Source organism: Pseudonocardia sp. OZ21, from assembly GCF_059359135.1.
Genome location: NZ_JCADBN010000005.1, coordinates 439,894 through 455,866, shown reverse-complemented (window position 1 = coordinate 455,866; position 15,973 = coordinate 439,894). Strand labels below are relative to the sequence as shown.

Below are 15,973 nucleotides of genomic sequence, written 5' to 3'. Positions count from 1 at the left end.
CCCTCGTCGTCGCTACTGAGAGTCACCCGGGCTGGTAGCCCCGGGGAAGAGGGGAGCTCTCGTTGCCCGAGCAGCTGTCGTTGTTGCTGCCGGTGTGGGCCGGTGACCGGCCCGACTTCCTCACCGAGGCGTTCCGCTCGTCGGTGGAGGAGCAGACCCGGCGGCCGGACCAGGTCGTGATCGTGCGCGACGGCCCGGTGCCCGCCGCGCTCGGAGCGCGGATCGCGGAGCTCGCCGCGGCGAGCCCCGTGCCGGTGGACGTGGTGGCGCTGGAGCGCAACGTCGGCCTCGGGCCCGCGCTGGACGCGGGGCTGGTGGCCTGCCGCCACTCCGTGGTCGCGCGGATGGACGCCGACGACATCTCGCTCCCGCACCGGTTCGCCGTCCAGATGCCGATCATGGAGTCGGGCGTGGACATCGTGGGCTCCGGCCTGCTGGAGTTCGGTGCGGACCCGGGGGACATCGTGGGCATGCGCACCCCGCCGGTCGACCCGGCCGACATCCGCGCGCGGGCGCGGTTCGCCGTCCCGTTCAACCACCCCACCGTCGTCTACCGGCGCGACCTGGTGCGCTCCGTCGGTGGCTACACCGACTTCGCGCTGATGGAGGACTACCTGCTCTGGGCGAAGCTGATCGTCGCGGGGGCGCGGGTGGCCAACGTCGCCGAGCCGCTCGTGAAGTACCGGGTCGGGGCGGGCGCCTACGCGCGCAGGGGCGGGCTGCGCCAGCTTCGTGCCGAGGTCGCGATCCAGCGTCGCTTCAAACTGATCGGGTTCACGACGTGGCCCCAGTTCGCCCGCAACGTCCTCGTGCGGGGTGGCTACCGCGTGGTCCCCGAACGAATCCGCCGAATGGCTTACAGAACGGTGATCGCCACGTACAAGGGGTAAATCGGTCCGCATGGTGGGACGATCGATCACTCGATCGAGGGAGCCCCATGACACAGCCGTCCCCGGTGCCGCCGGAACCCCTGTCCGCGGAGGGTGCCGCCCAGCTCGACGCGGGTCACCCGCTCGACGCCGTCGACGTGCTGCGCCGCGCCGTGGCGGCCGGCGAGCCGTCGGCCGCTGATCTGCTGGCCCGCGCCTATCTCGACAGCGGGAGCTGGCACGCCGCCGCCGACTGGCTGACGGTGGTGGTGGACCAGGGCCACGTGCGCTTCGCCGGCCGCCTCGGGGTGGCGCTCGCGGAGCTCGGCGAACGCGCACGTGCCGAGAGCATGCTGCGGCTGGCCGTCGAGTCCGGGGAGCTCGTGGCGGCCAACGACCTCGCGATCCTGCTCCGCGACGAGGGCAGGCTCGCCGAGGCGGTGCAGCTTCTCGGTTACGCCGCGGAGTCCGGTGACGAGCTGGCCGCCGCGAACGTCGTGGAGCTGCACCTCGAGGCGGGCAACCTCTCCGCTGCCGCCGCTGCGGCCGAGCGGTACGCCGCCCAGAGCAGGCCGGACACGCTGGTGGCGCTCGCCGACGTCCGGGCGATGGAGGGCCGGACCGACGAGGCCGACGCGTGGTATCGCCGGGCCGGGGAGCTGGGCGCGCTGCGGGCCCACACCGCCTACGGCCAGTTCCTCGCCGGCCGGGGCGATTCCGCGGGTGCCGAGCGCGAGCTCCGCGAGGCGGAGCGGCACGCCGAGCCGGGCTGGGCGTACGTGCTCGGCCGGTTCCTCCTCGACGAGGGCAGGCTCGACGAGGCACGCCGCTACCTGCAGATCTCGGTCGACTCCGGGGACTCCGCTGCGCGGCAGGCGCTGGCGGAGCTGGACGGCGGCGACCCGACCGACGACTGAGCCGAAGGTTCACCGATCGGGTGCCTGCCGTTTCCGGTGGGCCGCGGTGGTCGGGTGCCGCATCGCCACTAGGGTTCGCGCGTGGACCGAGATCCGATCCGCGAGGCCCCCATCAATGGGGACACCCGCCGCGATCCGGTCTGGCTTGAATCGGCCACTCGCGACGCCGCCCGGGAGTACGGGAGCGAGTTCGCCGTGGTCGCCGTCGCGCGAGCGGGCCGCCCGGACGTCGACCGTCTCGCCGCGTCCGTGCCGGCCATCCGTCCGGTCCGCGTCGTGCTGACCGTCGTCGGGGGCGCCACCACGGTCGGCGACGTTCCCGGTGGGGGCGTCGAGGTGCTGCGACTCGCCGAGGACATCGGCCGCCCCGCCGCGATCAACCGCGCGGTGGCCGGCCTCGACGCCGAGGTGGGCTGGGTGCTGATCGCCGACCCGGCGGTGCGGTGGGACGCCGGCGTCCTGGACGGGCTACTCGCCGTCGCCGCCCGGTACCCGCGAGCAGGCCTGATCGGGCCACGGCTGCGCGAGGCGGCGGGGTCCGTCCTGCCGTCCGCCGGTGCGCAGCCCTCGATCACCCAGGCGCTGCGCGGCCGGATCCCGGTCGGGGCGGACGCCGGGCCGACGGGATGGCTCTCGACGTCGTGCGTGCTGCTGCGCCGGGCCGCCTGGGACTCCGTGGACGGTTTCGACCCGCGGTATCTCGACGCTCCGGGGCCCGTGGACATGGCCGACGTCGATCTGGCCGACCGGCTGCTCCGCGCGGGCTGGCTGGTGGTTCACGCCCCCGGTGTCGAGGTGGCCACCGGGACCGGGTTCCGCAACGGCGACGGCGTCCTGGCCGCACAGGCCGACGGCCTGCGCCGTTACGTATCGGACCGCAGCCGGGCTCCGGCCCGGTTGCTCCTGGCGCTCGCAACCCGTCCGGGTGTCGTGACCAGCCGAAACGACGTGCAGCGAAACACCGCGAGTCGAAAAACCGAAAGCTGATTACCGGGCTTTACCGAGCTCGAGACCGAGCTTTACCCGGAGTCGTACCGGAGCTGGAGGAGATAGCGTGCTGCAGGACGTCGAAGCCGTGGTGCTGGTCGGGGGCAAAGGGACACGACTACGGCCACTCACGCTGTCGGCCCCCAAGCCCATGCTGCCCACGGCGGGGGTGCCGTTCCTGGCGCACCTGCTGTCGCGGATCCGTGCGGCCGGTGTCGGACGTGTCGTGCTCGGCACGTCGTACCTGGCCGAGACGTTCTCCGCCCACTTCGGTGACGGGGCCTCCCTCGGGCTCGAGATCGAGTACGTGGTGGAGAACCACCCGCTGGGCACCGGCGGCGGCATCCGCAACGTGGCCAAGTACCTCACCACCGACAACGTCCTCGTCTTCAACGGGGACGTGCTGTGCGGCACCGACCTGGGTGCGGTCGTCGAGACCCACCGGCGCACCGACGCCGACGTGACGCTGCACCTCGTGCGTGTGCAGGACCCCCGCGCCTACGGTTGCGTCCCCACCGACGAGTCGGGCTCCGTGCTGGAGTTCCTCGAGAAGACCGAGGACCCGCCCACCGACCAGATCAACGCGGGTTGCTACGTGTTCCGCCGCTCGGTCATCGAGTCGATCCCCGAGGGTCGCCCGGTGTCGGTGGAGCGGGAGACGTTCCCCGAGCTGCTCTCGGCCGGCGCGCAGGTGTCCGGCCACGTCGACAACGCCTACTGGCGCGACATGGGCACCCCCGCCGACCTGATCCACGGCTCGGCCGACCTGGTGCGTGGCGTCGCCCCCTCCGCTGCGCTCCCCGGGCCGACCGGCGAGTCGCTGGTGCTGGAGGGCGCGGAGATCGCCGACGGCGCGCTGGTATTCGGGGGCACCACGGTGGGCCGGGGCGTGCGGATCGGGGCGGGTGCTCGCGTCGAGGGCGCCATGCTGTTCGATGGAGCCGTGGTCGGTGAGGGCGCGGTGGTGGAGCACTCCGTCATCGGTGCGGGCGCCCGGGTCGAGGAGGGCGCCCTGGTCAACGACACCGTGGTGGGCGACCGCGCCGTCGTGGGTGCGCACTGCGAGCTGCGCCGGGGCATGCGGGTCTGGCCGGACGTGGTCCTGCCTCCGCACGGGCTGCGGTTCTCCCCCGATGTGTAGTTCAGCAGGCTCGCCGCGGGTCTGATGGAGACGCGGGAGTGGCGACCGGATTTCCGGCTGGACCTGGCGGGCGTGCTCGCCCCCCTGCGCCGCGGCCGTGGCGACCCCACGTGGCGGTCCGCGGCCGAGGGCTCGGCGATCTGGCGTGTCTCCACCACCCCGGACGGCCCGGCGACCACCCGGCTGCGCCGCCGCTCCGACGGCACCGTCGTCTGCGACGCGTGGGGTCCGGGCGCGCAGTGGTCGCTCGACGGGCTGCCCGCCCTCCTGGGGGTCGACGACCGGCCGGAGGAGTTCGTCGCCCACCATCCGCTCGTCGCCGACGCCTCGCGGCGGATGCCCGGCCTGCGGTTCGGTGCGTCCGGACGGGTGTGGGACGTGCTCGTGCCGTCGGTGCTCGAACAGAAGGTCACCGGGGTGGAGGCCCGCCGGTCGTGGCGGGAGCTCTGCCGGCGCTTCGGTGACCCGGCGCCCGGTCCGGCGCCGGACGGGATGCGGGTGCCGCCCAGCCCGGCGCAGGTGCGGGGGATCCCGGACTGGGAGTGGCACAAGGCGGGCGTCGACTCCGCCCGGCGGCGCGCGATCCTCGCCTGCGCCGCGGTGGCGCACCGCCTCGAGACCGCCTGCGAGCTGGGTGGCGAGCCGGGGCGGGAGCTGCTGCGCAAGGTCCCCGGCATCGGGGTGTGGACCGCGGCCGAGGTGGCGCAGCGCGCGTGGGGCGACACGGACGCGGTGAGCGTCGGCGACTTCCACATCCCCACGCTCGTCGGCTGGGCACTCGTCGGCCGTCCGCTCGACGACGCGGGCATGCTCGGCGTCCTCGCGCCGTACGCGCCCCAGCGCCAGCGGGCGGTGCGGTTCGTGGAGGTCTCGGGATTCCGCAGGCCCCGGTTCGGCCCGCGGTTCTCCCCGAAGGACTACCGCGCGATCTAGGGGGTGCTCAGCCCGGCCGGGGTGGTCCGGTCGACTCGCGTACGACGAGTTCCGTGGCGAGGTCGACGTGGTGGGAGTCGACCGTGCCCCCGTCGACGATGCGGAGCAGCGTGCGGAGCGCGACGCGACCCATCTCCTGCAGCGGGGCATGCACCGTGGTGAGCGGCGGGCACGACCACGCGGCCATGTACGTGTCGTCGAAGCCGACCACGCTGAGGTCGGTGGGCACCCGCAGGCCCGCGGCGTGCGCGGCCTGGAGCACCCCGAACGCCGCGACGTCCGTGACGGCGACGACCGCCGTGGGCGGCTCCGGCATGCCCAGCAGCCGCCTGCCGGCGGCGAGGCCCGCCTCGAAGCCGAAGTCACCCGCCACGACCAGGTCCGGCTCCGGGGTCAGCCCCGCGTTCGTCATCGCCGCCCGGTAGCCGTGCAGCCTGGTCTGCCCGACCATCGCGCCGTCGGGGCCGCGGACGAAGGCGATACGCCGGTGACCGAGGCCGATGAGGTGCTCGGTGGCGCTCAGGCTCCCGGACCAGTTCGTGGCCCCGATGCTCGTGACGTCGGCGCGTGGCAGGTGGACGGGGTCGATGACGACCAGGGGCAGCCGGGCGCGCTCGAACGCGGCGAGCTGCTGGAGGGTCAGGTCCGACGTCACGATGAGCACGCCGTCGCGGCCGTCGCGGACGAGCCGCTGGGCCCACCCGGCACCGCTGCTCGGCCCGGCCCTGTCGATCGAGAAGCGGCCGACCACGACGTCGACCTCGGACTCGACGCCCGCGTCGGTGACCCCGCGGATGAGCTCGGTGGCGTACGGGCTCATGAAGTCGTCGAAGACCAGTGCGATGGTGCGCGAGCGGGAGGGCACGCGGCGTTTGGCGGACCGGACGTACTCGTGCTCCTCGAGGAGCCGTTCGACCTCGGCGCGGGTGTCGGGTGCCACGTCGTCGCGGCCGTTGACCACCTTGGACACCGTGGCGAGCGAGACGCCGGCCGCGGACGCCACGCTGGCGAGCGTGGACCGCTTGCGGCGGCCCTCGGGCTGAGTCATCCGATTTCCCCCCATCGTCCTCATTGTGGCCGGGCGCGGTGTCGACGGCACAGCTTGCACCGATACTCGCAGTATGCGAAAGGTTTCGATAAGTAAGACACGCTGTCCAGCGCTGTCCTCCTGGCAGAGACCGAGATCAAGGCTTGACGGAGATCACATCCGCGCTCTAGCGTCCCGACGAGCATCGGAAGTATCGCAAACTTTCGAAACATCCACTCGATGAGGAGCTGGTTGAGTGCCCGCCGCAGCCCCGCAGCACATCCGCACCCACGGAGCCCAGCTGCTCGACGTTCACGGCAAGCCGTTCCGCATGCGGGGGGTGTGCCTCGGCGGCTGGCTCAACATGGAGAACTTCATCACCGGCTACGCGGCGAACGAGTCGATGATGCGCGCGGCCGTCCGCAAGGCGATCGGCGACGACCACTACGAGCTGTTCTTCGAGCGGCTCCTCACCAGCTTCTTCGGTGAGGCCGACGCCGCCTTCCTGGCCGAGGTCGGTCTCAACTCGGTGCGGATCGCCCTCAACTACCGCCACCTCGAGGACGACATGCGCCCCTTCGAGGTGAACGAGGACGGCTTCCGCCACCTCGACCGGGCGATCGCGGCCTGCGGGGCCCACGGCATCACGTCGGTCATCGACCTGCACGCGCTGCCGGGATCCCAGAACCAGCACTGGCACTCCGACAACTCCACGCACCGCGCGCTGCTCTGGGAGCACCGGCACTTCCAGGACCGTGTCGTGCACCTGTGGGAGGCGATCGCCGACCGCTACAAGGATGACGTCCGGGTGGCGGGCTACAACCTGATGAACGAGCCCGCGGACGAGTCCCGCGCCGTGGTGGGCCCGTTCTACGAGCGCCTGGCCGCCGCGATCCGGGCCGTCGACCCCCACCACACGCTCTTCGTCGACGGCAACACGTACTCCACCGAGTTCGACATGTTCACCGAACCCTGGGAGAACACCGTCTACACCTGCCACGACTACGTGGCGGCCGGTCTCGGCCGTGGGGGTCCCTACCCGGGGCACACGGACGGGACGTGGATCGACCGGGACGCCGTCGAGCGCAAGTTCCTGCAACGCTCGGAGTACGCGCGGTCGACGGGCACACCGGTCTACGTCGGCGAGTTCGGACCCATCTACACCGGCGACCCGGTCGTCGACGAGCAGCGCAGGCAGATCCTGGCCGACCAGCTCGACATCTACCGGGAGTACGACGCCGGCTGGTCGATCTGGATGTACAAGGACATCGGCCGCCAGGGGCTGGTCAGCGCCGCCCCGGACTCCCCCTACCGGCGCCACTTCGCCGACTTCGTCGCGAAGAAGGACCGGCTGGGCGCCGACCAGTGGGGGAGCAGGGGCGAGGGCATCCGCGAGGTCACCCAGCCCGTCCAGGACCTGGTGGAGCGGGAGTTCCCCGGCTTCGACCCCTACCCGTGGGGGCGTTTCGACTGGGTCCGGACGCTGCTGCTCAACATCACCTTCGCGCAGCCGCTGGTCGACGAGTACGCCGACCTGCTGCGCGGGCTCGACGAGAGCGAGCTCTGCGCTCTCGCCGACTCCTTCGCCTTCGAGAACTGCACCGTCCGCGAGACGTTGCGCGAGCAGCTGGCGAAGGGCTGAGGCACTGCGCGGGCCCACCCAGCCCGTGACCTGACACCGGCGTCGAGGTCTCGTCGGCGCTTGTTCCCCGGAGGTAGACGTGAACGGTTCTTCCCTGGCCCGCACCCTCGACGCGGGTCGGTTCAGTCGCCGCAGCCTGTTGCGGATGGGTGCGGTCGCCGGGCTGTCCGCCGGTGCCGCCGCCGCGCTGAGCGCCTGCGGTGCGGGTGGCGGCAGCGGCACCACCACCCTCGGCCTGTGGACCTGGGCCTCGGAGTTCGAGGACGCGTTCGCGGCCACCATCGCCGAGTACACCGCGATCAACCCCGGGGTGAAGATCGAACCCCGCTACTGGGACTTCGGCAGCTACGCGCCCGCCCTGCAGGCGGCGCTCGCGGCCAACGACGAGGCCGACATCTTCATGCCGCTGGTCTCCACGCTCGCCCTGGGCAAGGCGGGGCGGATCGTGGACCTGCGCCAGGCGCTGGGGCAGCCGTTCCTCGACGGGTTCTTCCCGTCCACCAACGACGAGAACGTCTACGGCGACGGCCAGTACGCGGTGGGCTGGGCGGCCCAGACGTTCGGCCTGTTCTACAACAAGACGATCATGGGCAAGCTGGGTCTCGAACCGCCGGAGACCTGGGACGACCTGATCGCGATGGCGCCGGCGATCAACGCCGCGGGCTACGTACCGATGTCCGCGCAGGGCACGCCCAGCAACCAGCTGTCGGACTTCATGCTGCCGATCATCACGCAGATCTCCGGCGACCCGCAGATCGTGCTCGACCTCGACTCCCACGAGAAGCCGGGCATGACCTGGGACCGCCCCGAGGTGGTCGAGGCGTTGACGGTCGTGAAGCGGCTCACCGACGCCGGGGTGTTCGACAAGGGAGTGCTCGCGGTCGACAGCGACACCTCCAACAGCACGTTCATGACAGGCAAGGCGGCGATGCTCTTCTCGGGGTCGTTCTTCCCGCCGGTGCTGCAGAAGGAGGCTCCCGCCGGCTTCCTGAAGGAGTACGGCATCGCGAAGACGCCCGCCTACACCGCGGGCGGGAAGCACTGGTGTGCCAACCAGGCGGGCTACACGTGGGCGATCAGCGAGAAGTCCGACAACAAGGACGCCGCGATCGACTTCCTCAAGTACCTCTACGACCCGCAGCGCTACCTGAAGATGATGAACGACACCTTCTCGATGCCCTGCACGAAGCAGGCCGCAGCCGGCGTGACCGGCGATGACATCAAGACCATGACCCAGTGGCTGCTCGACGGTGAGGGTGCCCCGCACATCCTCTTCGGACAGGGCTCGCTGGACGCCGTGTCCAACGGCGTGGTCTCTGTGATCAACGGCTCGGCCACCCCCGCGGCGGCCGCCACCGCCATCGAGGCCGCCGTCGTGCAGGCCCGGAAGATCTGACGCGGCCCCGCCCATGGCTTCCCTCGCCCCGAGCACCCGAGCCGCGGCCCCGCCGCGGCCGGGGCGCCGACGTCCGCTGACCGGGTGGTCCACCCCCACCGGCCTGAGCTTCGTCGTCCCGGCGCTGGCGTTCTTCGTCGTGTTCATCGCCTACCCGGTCGCCCGCACCTTCTACCTGTCGCTGACCCGCTCCGACGGTTTCGGCGGCACCTACTTCGCCGGCCTGCACAACTACGGCGTCATGCTGACCGACCCCACGTTCGTCCAGGCCGCGGTGGTGACGGTCGTGTACACGGTGGTCACCACCGTGCTCCAGACCGGGCTCGCGCTCGGCCTGGCGCTCCTGGTCAACGCGGGCCCCCGGCGCAGCGCGGTGGTCTACCGCACGCTGCTGTTCCTCCCGGCCGCGATCTCGCTGACGGTCACTGGCCTGCTGTGGCGCCTCGGCCTGACGCCGGTCTTCGGCGTGGTCAACCGCCTGCTCACGGACGTGGGGCTCGGCGCGCTCACCCACCCCTGGCTCGGCGACACCGCCACCGTGCTGCCGACGATCATCGTCGTGTCGCTGTGGCAGGCCACCGGGCTGTTCATGCTGATCTTCTACGCGGCACTCGGCAACATCGACCCGTCGATCGCGGAGAGCGCCCGGATGGACGGCGCGGGGCCGCTGCGCGAGGCGTGGAGCATCACGATCCCGATCCTGCGGCCGGTGATCGAGGTGGTCGTCATGCTCAACGTCCTCAACGGGCTGAAGGTGTTCGACCTCAACTTCGTGATGGCGAACGGCGGCCCGCTGCACGCCTCGGAGTCGCTGAGCACCTACACCTATCTGCTGACCTTCGGGTCCTCCACCGGCGGTGTCTCCTCCTTCGGCTACGGCTCGGCGATCAGCGTGGTCGTCTTCATCGTCGCCGGGGTGGCCACCCTGCTGCTCTACCGGTTCCGGAAGGGAGACGCATGACCACGACGGTGGACGCCGGCGTCCGGCCGGTGGCCCCGCCCCCGGCGGCGGGCGGCAGGCGCCGCGACCCGGGGGCGGTGCTGCGGCGGGTGCTGTGGCACGCGGCGATGGTGGTGATCTCCGCAGGGGCGATCGGGCCGCTCGTGTGGATGGTGCTCACCTCGCTGCGGCCCCAGAACACCGCGTTCTCCGGGCCGCTCATCCCGGAGGAGATCCAGTTCTCGGCGTACGTCTTCGCCTGGAACGAGCTGGAGATCTGGCGCAACTTCCTCAACAGCGTGCTCATCACCGGCGCGACGCTCGTGTTCACGATCGTGGCCGCCACGCTGGCCGGCTACGCCTTCGCCCGCATCGGCTTCACCGCGCGCAACCTGCTGTTCTTCGTGATCACCAGTGCGCTGTTCCTGCCGGGCGTGGCGACGCTCATTCCGGTCTACCTGGAGCTGCAGACCTTCGGGCTGCTGGGCAGCCAGCTGGGCCTGATCCTCGTCTACACCGCGGGCGGCGTCTCGTTCTCGCTGTTCCTGATGCGCACGTTCTTCGAGGCGCTCCCCAACGAGCTCGCCGAGGCGGCCCGGCTGGACGGCGCCAGCGAGGTGCAGATCTTCTGGCGGGTGATGCTGCCGCTGGCCATGCCCGGCATCGCCACCGTGGCGATCTTCCAGATGATCGGGGTGTGGAACGAGCTGCTGTTCGCCAGCGCGCTGATCTCGGAGCCGGGGGACCAGCCCATCCAGCCGGCGGCCAACGCCCTGATCGGCCAGTACTCCACCAACTGGCCCGCCCTCACCGCCGCGATGACGCTGAGCGCGCTGCCGATGGTGATCGCGTACGTGGTCTTCCAGCGCTGGTTCGTCGCCGGCCTCACCGCCGGCGCGGTGAAGACCTGAGAGGGAAATCATGAGCAGTGACAGCAAGATCGGACAGGAGCAGACTTCGTGGACGTGCTGACCCCGAGGCCGCTGGGCCGTACCGGGCTGAGTGTCACCCCGCTCTGTGTGGGCACCGGTGAGCTCGGCGACATGACCTCCGTCTACGGCTACGCGGTGCCGGAGGAACGGGCGCTCGCCACGGTCCGGAGCGCCTTCGCCGGCCCGTTCACCTTCGTCGACACCTCCAACGGCTACGGCGCGGGCACCAGCGAGCGCCGCATCGGCGCGGTGGTGCGGGAGCTGGGCGGCGTGCCCGACGGGGTACTGCTCGCCACCAAGGTCGACCCCGTGAACGGCGGTCCGTTCGACGGGCCGCGCGTGCGGGCGTCGTTCGAGGAGAGCCTGGCCAACCTCGGGGTGGACCGCATCCGGCTGCTGCACCTGCACGATCCCGAGCGGATCTCCTTCGCCGAGGCCACCGCGCCCGGCGGTCCGGTGGAGGTGATGCAGCAGCTGGTCGCCGAGGGACTGGTCGACCACATCGGCGTGGCGGGCGGCCCGATCGACCTGCTGCGCAGGTTCGTGGCCACCGGCGCGTTCGAGGTGGTGCTCACCCACAACCGCTGGACGCTGCTGGACCGCTCGGCCGAACCGCTGCTCGCCGAGTGCGCGGCGGCCGGAGTGGCCGTCCTGAACGGCGCTCCCTTCGGGGGCGGCCTGCTGGTGAAGGGCCCGGCGGCGCAGCCGAAGTACGCCTACGGGCCGGCGCGCGAGCCGGTGCTCGCGGCCGCAACCGCCATGGAACGGGCCTGCGCCGAGCACGACGTGCCACTCGCGGCGGCCGCACTGCAGTACTCCCTGCGGGAACCCCGCATCACGTCCACCGTTGTCGGGATGTCCCGGCCGGAACGGCTGGAGCAGACGATCTCGCTCGCCACCCACCCGATCCCCGACGAGCTCTGGACCGTGCTCGCCGACCTCACCCCCGCCGAGGAGAACTGGCTGCGATGACCGCACCCGACCCCACGCCCCGCACCCCCACCACGTTCGGCGTGGTCGGCAGCGGCTGGCGCTCGCTGTTCTTCCTGCGGCTCGCCCAGGCCGCGCCCGACCGGCTGCGCGCCGCCGGCGTCGTCACGCGGACCGCCGAGCGGGGCCAGGAGGTCACCGACGAGTGGGGCGTGCCGACCTTCCGCACGGTGGAGGAACTGCTCGCCGCGGACCGTCCCGACTTCGTGATCGCGTCCGTGCCGTGGGGCCAGATGCCCGTCACCACGCGGGAGGTGGTGGCCCTCGGCGTGCCCGTGCTGGCCGAGACCCCACCGGCGCCCGACCTCGACGGCCTGCGCTCCCTGTGGTCCGGCGTGGGCGGGAGCGGCCTCGTGCAGGTGGCCGAGCAGTACCTGCTGATGCCGGGCCACGCCGCCCGGCTCGCGGTGGTGCGTGACGGCCTGATCGGCGAGCCCACCTCGGTGCAGCTCTCGTCCACGCACATGTACCACGCGGTCTCCCTCATCCGCGGCCTGCTCGGCGTGGACATGGACGAGGCCGTGGTGACCGGGCGCGAGTTCACCGCGCCGCTGGTCGACCCGCTCTCGTTCGGCGGCTGGAACGAGGACGCTGCCCCTGAGCCGCGCAAGACAACGCTCGCCACCATCGACTTCGGCGGCCGCTCCGGTCTCTACGACTTCACCGACAACCAGTGGTGGAACCCGCTGCGCGCCCGCCGGATCGTGGTCCGCGGCTCCACCGGTGAGCTCGTCGACGACCGCCTCGTGCGGATGGTCGACGCCACGAGCCCCGTGGAGTCGCACTTCGTCTACCGCCGCACCGGCGTCGACATGAACCTCGAGGGCAACGACCTCGACTTCGTGAGCGTCGACGGCAAGGTGGTGTACCGCAACCCCTACGCCGGCACCCGGCTGTCCGAGGACGACATCGCCGTCGCGGCGTTCCTGGAGGCCACCGGAGCGTGGGCCCGCGGGGAGGGCCCCGAGCCCTACCCGCTCGCCCAGGGCTGCCAGGACCACGCCATCGCGCTGGCGATCGGCGAGTCCGCCCGTACGGGGCAGGATGTCCGTGTGACGAAGGAGCCGTGGGCCTGATGCCGCTGGTGAGGATCGACCTGCCCGACACCACCCCGGACGAGCAGCGCCGCGCGATCGCCGACGGCGTCAACGCCGGCCTGGTGCGCGGTCTCGGGATGCCCGTCGACGACCGGTTCCAGATCGTGCGGAGCCTGCCCGTCGAGTCCTTCGCCTACGACCAGCACTACCTCGGCGTCGATCGCAGCGCCGTGGTCTTCGTGCAGATCCTGATGGTCCGCGGCTACAGCACCGAGACGAAGAAGGCCACCTTCGCGGCGATCGCCGAGGAGCTGGAGGCGGTGGGTGTCCGGCCCGACGACGTCTTCGTCGCGGTCACCGAGAACGGTCCCGAGGACTGGTACGCCGGCCGGGCGGGCAGCGGGACGGCCGCATGAGGGCCGCCGTCCTGCGCGAACCCGGCACGCCGGTCCAGGTCGAGGAGGTCGAGCTCGACGCCCCGCACGACGGCGAGGTGCTGGTGCGGGTGGAGGCGGCCGGGGTGTGCCACACCGAGCTGCACTACATGGCGGGCGACATCCCGTGCCCGTTGCCGATCGTGCTGGGGCACGAAGGCTGCGGGGTCGTCGAGGAGGTCGGCTCCGGGGTCGACACGCTGAAGGTCGGGGACCGGGTCTCGTTCACCTGGCGCCCGCGGTGCGGGTTCTGCGAGTTCTGCATGACCGGCCGGCCGGTGATGTGCATCTACGGCCGGGTGCAGGCCCGCTCGGGCGGGTTGATGGACGGCACCTCGCGGCTGCGCCGCGGCGAGGAGCAGGTGCACCACTTCCTGGGCGTCTCGTGCTTCGCGGAGCGGGCGGTGGTGTCGCAGCGCGCGGTGGTGCCGCTGCCCGAGGACGTGCCGGTCGCGGTCGCCGCGGTCACCGGCTGCGCGGTGATCACCGGGCTGGGTGCGGTGGTGAACGTCGGCGGGCAGCTGGCGGGCCGTCCGCTGCTGGTGATCGGCGCGGGCGGGGTCGGGCTGTCGGCGGTGATGGGTGCGGTCCTCGTCGGGGCCGGGCCCGTTGTCGTGGTCGACGTGGCGGCGGAGAAGCTGGAGCTGGCGCGGCAGCTGGGCGCCACCCACACCGTCGACGCCGCCAGCCTCGACGCGGCCGGCGTGGTGGCGGCGGTGCAGGACCTGACCGGGGGAGGCCCCGAGGTGGCGCTCGACGCCGTCGGCAGCCCGCACACCCTGCGCCAGGCCTTCACCGCGCTGCGCCCCGGCGGCACCGCGATCGCGATCGGGCTGGCCGCGGTGGACGCCACCGCGTCGATCCCGATCAACGAGCTGGTGCAGCAGCAGAAACACCTGGTCGGCAGCCTCTACGGCTCGGCCAACCCGCCGGTGGACCTGCCCCGGATCCTGTCGCTGTACCAGGCGGGGAGGCTCCCGCTGGATGCGTTGCTGGGCGCGCAGTACCCCCTCGACGGCGTCGACGACGCCTACCGGGCCCTGCGCGACGGCGCCATGGGTCGCGCGGTGGTGGCTCCGTGACCGCCTACGCCACCTACCCGAGCCTGCGCGACGCCGTGGTGCTGATCAGCGGCGGGGCCAGCGGGCTCGGGGCGGAGTTCGTCAGCCAGTTCGCGGCCCAGGGTGCCCGGGTCGGGTTCGTCGACATCGCCGAGGAGGCCGGTGCCGCGCTCGTGGAGACCGTCGTCGCGGGCGGGCACCCCCGGCCGCTCTTCCGCGGCTGCGACGTCCGTGACCTCGACGCCTACCGCGCGACGATCGCCGAGATCGCCCGTGAGCTCGGCGACGTGCAGGTGCTCGTCAACAACGCCGCCGACGACACCCGCCACCCCAGCGCCGAGATCGACCCCGCCTACTGGGACGCCCGGATGCGGGTGAACCTCGACCACCAGTTCTTCGCCGCCCAGGCCGTCGCCCCCGCCATGCGCGCCGCCGGACGGGGCTCGATCATCAATCTCGGGTCGATCAGCGCCCACATCGACCTGCTCGACCTCACCGCCTACATGACCGCCAAGGCCGCGATCGAAGGCATGACCCGCTCGCTGGCCCGCGACTACGGCCCCGACGGCGTCCGCGTCAACTGCGTCCTGCCCGGCTGGGTCATGACCGAGCGTCAGCTCAAGTACTGGCTCACCCCGGAGGCGGACGCCGACCGGGCCAGGGCACAGTGCCTCCCGCACCGTCTCGAGCCCGACGACATCGCCCGGATGGTTCTCTGGCTCGGCGCCGACGACAGCCGCTCCTGCACCGGGCAGCGCTGGATCGTCGACGGCGGGTGGATGTCCGGCTGAGCCTGCGCGACGGGGTTGACCTGCAGTCGACTTCAGCTCCTAGCGTCGCCCGCATGACGATTCTCGTGACCGGCGCCACCGGCAAGGCCGGGCGCCAGGTGGTGGAGCACCTGCTTCGTGCGGGCCAGGACGTCCGCGCGCTGACCCGCCGCCCGGAGCGCGCGGTGCTCCCCGCCGGGGTGCAGGTGGTGGCGGGTGACCTGACCGATCCGGACACCCTCGGCCCGGCGTTCGACGGCGTGACAGCGGTTCATCTGCTGACGGCAGGCGGCGACGACTACGCCACCCTGAAGACCGGGCCGGAGCTCGCCGACCTCGCGGAGAAGGCGGGCGTCCGGCGGGTCGCCCTGCTGTGGAACGGCCAGGACGGGCCCGTGGAGCAGGCCATCGAGGCGAGCGGGCTGGAGTGGACGCGCCTGCAGCCCGTCGACTTCATGAGCAACTCCCTCGCCTGGGCCGCCTCGATCACGACCGACGGCGTGGTGCGGGAGCCGTTCGCGGACGTGCCGGTGGCCGTGGTGCACGAGGCGGACGTCGGGGCGGTGGCGGCCGCGGTGCTCGTCGGTGAGGGCCATGCCGGGCGGACGTACTCGATCACGGGTCCGCAGGCGTTGACCCCGCGCCGGCGGGTGGCGGCCATCGCGGAGGCGATCGGCAGGCCCGTCGAGTTCGTGGAGCTCACCGAGGAGCAGGCCAGGGCGAGGTGGCGGGCCGACGGCTATGCCGATGAGCTGATCGACCTGCTCGCCGCGTGGCAGTCGAACCCGCCCGCGGCGGCGTCCACCGTGGCCGACACCGTCGAACGGCTCACCGGCCGCCCGCCGCTCCGCTTCGACCGGTGGGCGGCCGAGCAGGCCACCGCCTTCCGGTGAACCG

The 15,973-nt window shown here is 72.2% G+C and carries 16 protein-coding genes; 15 read left to right on the top strand and 1 reads right to left on the bottom strand.

Annotation, left to right across the window (positions count from 1 at the left end; genetic code table 11):
* Positions 1 to 62: 62 nt before the first annotated feature.
* From AC5L35_RS15175 to AC5L35_RS15155, 5 genes are all read left to right on the top strand, one after another.
* The gene (locus AC5L35_RS15175; RefSeq protein ID WP_495060260.1) at positions 63 to 890 is read left to right on the top strand and encodes a glycosyltransferase; all 828 of its coding nucleotides are present in this window, start codon (positions 63 to 65) and stop codon (positions 888 to 890) included.
* Positions 891 to 937: 47 nt separating this feature from the next.
* On the top strand, positions 938 to 1,786 hold the full coding sequence (locus tag AC5L35_RS15170; protein WP_495060259.1) for a tetratricopeptide repeat protein: 849 nt from the start codon (positions 938 to 940) through the stop codon (positions 1,784 to 1,786).
* Between the two features lie 81 nt (positions 1,787 to 1,867).
* Positions 1,868 to 2,773: a glycosyltransferase family protein gene (locus AC5L35_RS15165; RefSeq protein ID WP_495060258.1), complete on the top strand. Its 906-nt coding sequence runs from the start codon at positions 1,868 to 1,870 to the stop codon at positions 2,771 to 2,773.
* Between the two features lie 70 nt (positions 2,774 to 2,843).
* Positions 2,844 to 3,914: a mannose-1-phosphate guanylyltransferase gene (manB, locus tag AC5L35_RS15160; RefSeq protein ID WP_495060397.1), complete on the top strand. Its 1,071-nt coding sequence runs from the start codon at positions 2,844 to 2,846 to the stop codon at positions 3,912 to 3,914.
* A gap of 24 nt (positions 3,915 to 3,938) precedes the next feature.
* Positions 3,939 to 4,847 (top strand): DNA-3-methyladenine glycosylase family protein, encoded by a 909-nt coding sequence (locus tag AC5L35_RS15155; RefSeq protein ID WP_495060257.1) that lies wholly within the window; start codon positions 3,939 to 3,941, stop codon positions 4,845 to 4,847.
* 7 nt (positions 4,848 to 4,854) lie between these two features.
* Here AC5L35_RS15155 and AC5L35_RS15150 read toward each other — a convergent pair whose 3' ends face one another.
* Entirely contained in the window at positions 4,855 to 5,895 is a 1,041-nt protein-coding gene (locus AC5L35_RS15150) for a LacI family DNA-binding transcriptional regulator (RefSeq protein WP_495060256.1), read from the bottom strand.
* A 235-nt stretch (positions 5,896 to 6,130) separates the two neighbouring features.
* Here AC5L35_RS15150 and AC5L35_RS15145 point away from each other — a divergent pair, with 235 nt between their 5' ends.
* The 10 genes from AC5L35_RS15145 (at position 6,131) to AC5L35_RS15100 (ending at position 15,969) form a co-directional block, all read left to right on the top strand.
* Complete coding sequence (locus AC5L35_RS15145) at positions 6,131 to 7,516, top strand: glycoside hydrolase family 5 protein (RefSeq protein WP_495060255.1); 1,386 nt, start codon at positions 6,131 to 6,133, stop codon at positions 7,514 to 7,516.
* 79 nt (positions 7,517 to 7,595) lie between these two features.
* Entirely contained in the window at positions 7,596 to 8,912 is a 1,317-nt protein-coding gene (locus tag AC5L35_RS15140; protein WP_495060254.1) for an ABC transporter substrate-binding protein, read from the top strand.
* A 13-nt stretch (positions 8,913 to 8,925) separates the two neighbouring features.
* Positions 8,926 to 9,873: a carbohydrate ABC transporter permease gene (locus AC5L35_RS15135; RefSeq protein WP_495060253.1), complete on the top strand. Its 948-nt coding sequence runs from the start codon at positions 8,926 to 8,928 to the stop codon at positions 9,871 to 9,873.
* Positions 9,870 to 10,763 (top strand): carbohydrate ABC transporter permease, encoded by an 894-nt coding sequence (locus tag AC5L35_RS15130; RefSeq protein WP_495060252.1) that lies wholly within the window; start codon positions 9,870 to 9,872, stop codon positions 10,761 to 10,763. The genes AC5L35_RS15135 and AC5L35_RS15130 overlap by 4 nt, the downstream gene beginning before the upstream one ends.
* Before the next feature lie 48 nt (positions 10,764 to 10,811).
* Positions 10,812 to 11,756: an aldo/keto reductase gene (locus tag AC5L35_RS15125; RefSeq protein ID WP_495060251.1), complete on the top strand. Its 945-nt coding sequence runs from the start codon at positions 10,812 to 10,814 to the stop codon at positions 11,754 to 11,756.
* A complete protein-coding gene (locus tag AC5L35_RS15120) occupies positions 11,753 to 12,850 on the top strand; it encodes a Gfo/Idh/MocA family protein (RefSeq protein WP_495060250.1) in 1,098 nt (365 codons plus the stop codon). Before AC5L35_RS15125 ends, AC5L35_RS15120 begins: the two co-directional genes overlap by 4 nt.
* Positions 12,850 to 13,227: a tautomerase family protein gene (locus AC5L35_RS15115; protein WP_495060249.1), complete on the top strand. Its 378-nt coding sequence runs from the start codon at positions 12,850 to 12,852 to the stop codon at positions 13,225 to 13,227. The genes AC5L35_RS15120 and AC5L35_RS15115 overlap by 1 nt, the downstream gene beginning before the upstream one ends.
* Positions 13,224 to 14,327 (top strand): zinc-binding dehydrogenase, encoded by a 1,104-nt coding sequence (locus AC5L35_RS15110; RefSeq protein ID WP_495060248.1) that lies wholly within the window; start codon positions 13,224 to 13,226, stop codon positions 14,325 to 14,327. The genes AC5L35_RS15115 and AC5L35_RS15110 overlap by 4 nt, the downstream gene beginning before the upstream one ends.
* A complete protein-coding gene (locus AC5L35_RS15105; protein ID WP_495060247.1) occupies positions 14,324 to 15,097 on the top strand; it encodes an SDR family NAD(P)-dependent oxidoreductase in 774 nt (257 codons plus the stop codon). Before AC5L35_RS15110 ends, AC5L35_RS15105 begins: the two co-directional genes overlap by 4 nt.
* Before the next feature lie 53 nt (positions 15,098 to 15,150).
* Positions 15,151 to 15,969 (top strand): NmrA family NAD(P)-binding protein, encoded by an 819-nt coding sequence (locus AC5L35_RS15100; RefSeq protein WP_495060246.1) that lies wholly within the window; start codon positions 15,151 to 15,153, stop codon positions 15,967 to 15,969.
* The last annotated feature ends 4 nt before the right edge of the window (positions 15,970 to 15,973 follow it).

Excerpts from the sequence above, each read along its gene's own strand:
- AC5L35_RS15170 (WP_495060259.1), top strand. The coding sequence starts at position 938 with ATGACACAGCCGTCCCCGGTGCCGCCGGAACCCCTGTCCGCGGAGGGT.
- AC5L35_RS15155 (WP_495060257.1), top strand. The coding sequence starts at position 3,939 with ATGGAGACGCGGGAGTGGCGACCGGATTTCCGGCTGGACCTGGCGGGC.
- AC5L35_RS15150 (WP_495060256.1), bottom strand. The coding sequence starts at position 5,895 with ATGACTCAGCCCGAGGGCCGCCGCAAGCGGTCCACGCTCGCCAGCGTG.
- AC5L35_RS15135 (WP_495060253.1), top strand. The coding sequence starts at position 8,926 with ATGGCTTCCCTCGCCCCGAGCACCCGAGCCGCGGCCCCGCCGCGGCCG.
- AC5L35_RS15130 (WP_495060252.1), top strand. The coding sequence starts at position 9,870 with ATGACCACGACGGTGGACGCCGGCGTCCGGCCGGTGGCCCCGCCCCCG.
- AC5L35_RS15120 (WP_495060250.1), top strand. The coding sequence starts at position 11,753 with ATGACCGCACCCGACCCCACGCCCCGCACCCCCACCACGTTCGGCGTG.
- AC5L35_RS15115 (WP_495060249.1), top strand. The coding sequence starts at position 12,850 with ATGCCGCTGGTGAGGATCGACCTGCCCGACACCACCCCGGACGAGCAG.
- AC5L35_RS15110 (WP_495060248.1), top strand. The coding sequence starts at position 13,224 with ATGAGGGCCGCCGTCCTGCGCGAACCCGGCACGCCGGTCCAGGTCGAG.
- AC5L35_RS15100 (WP_495060246.1), top strand. The coding sequence starts at position 15,151 with ATGACGATTCTCGTGACCGGCGCCACCGGCAAGGCCGGGCGCCAGGTG.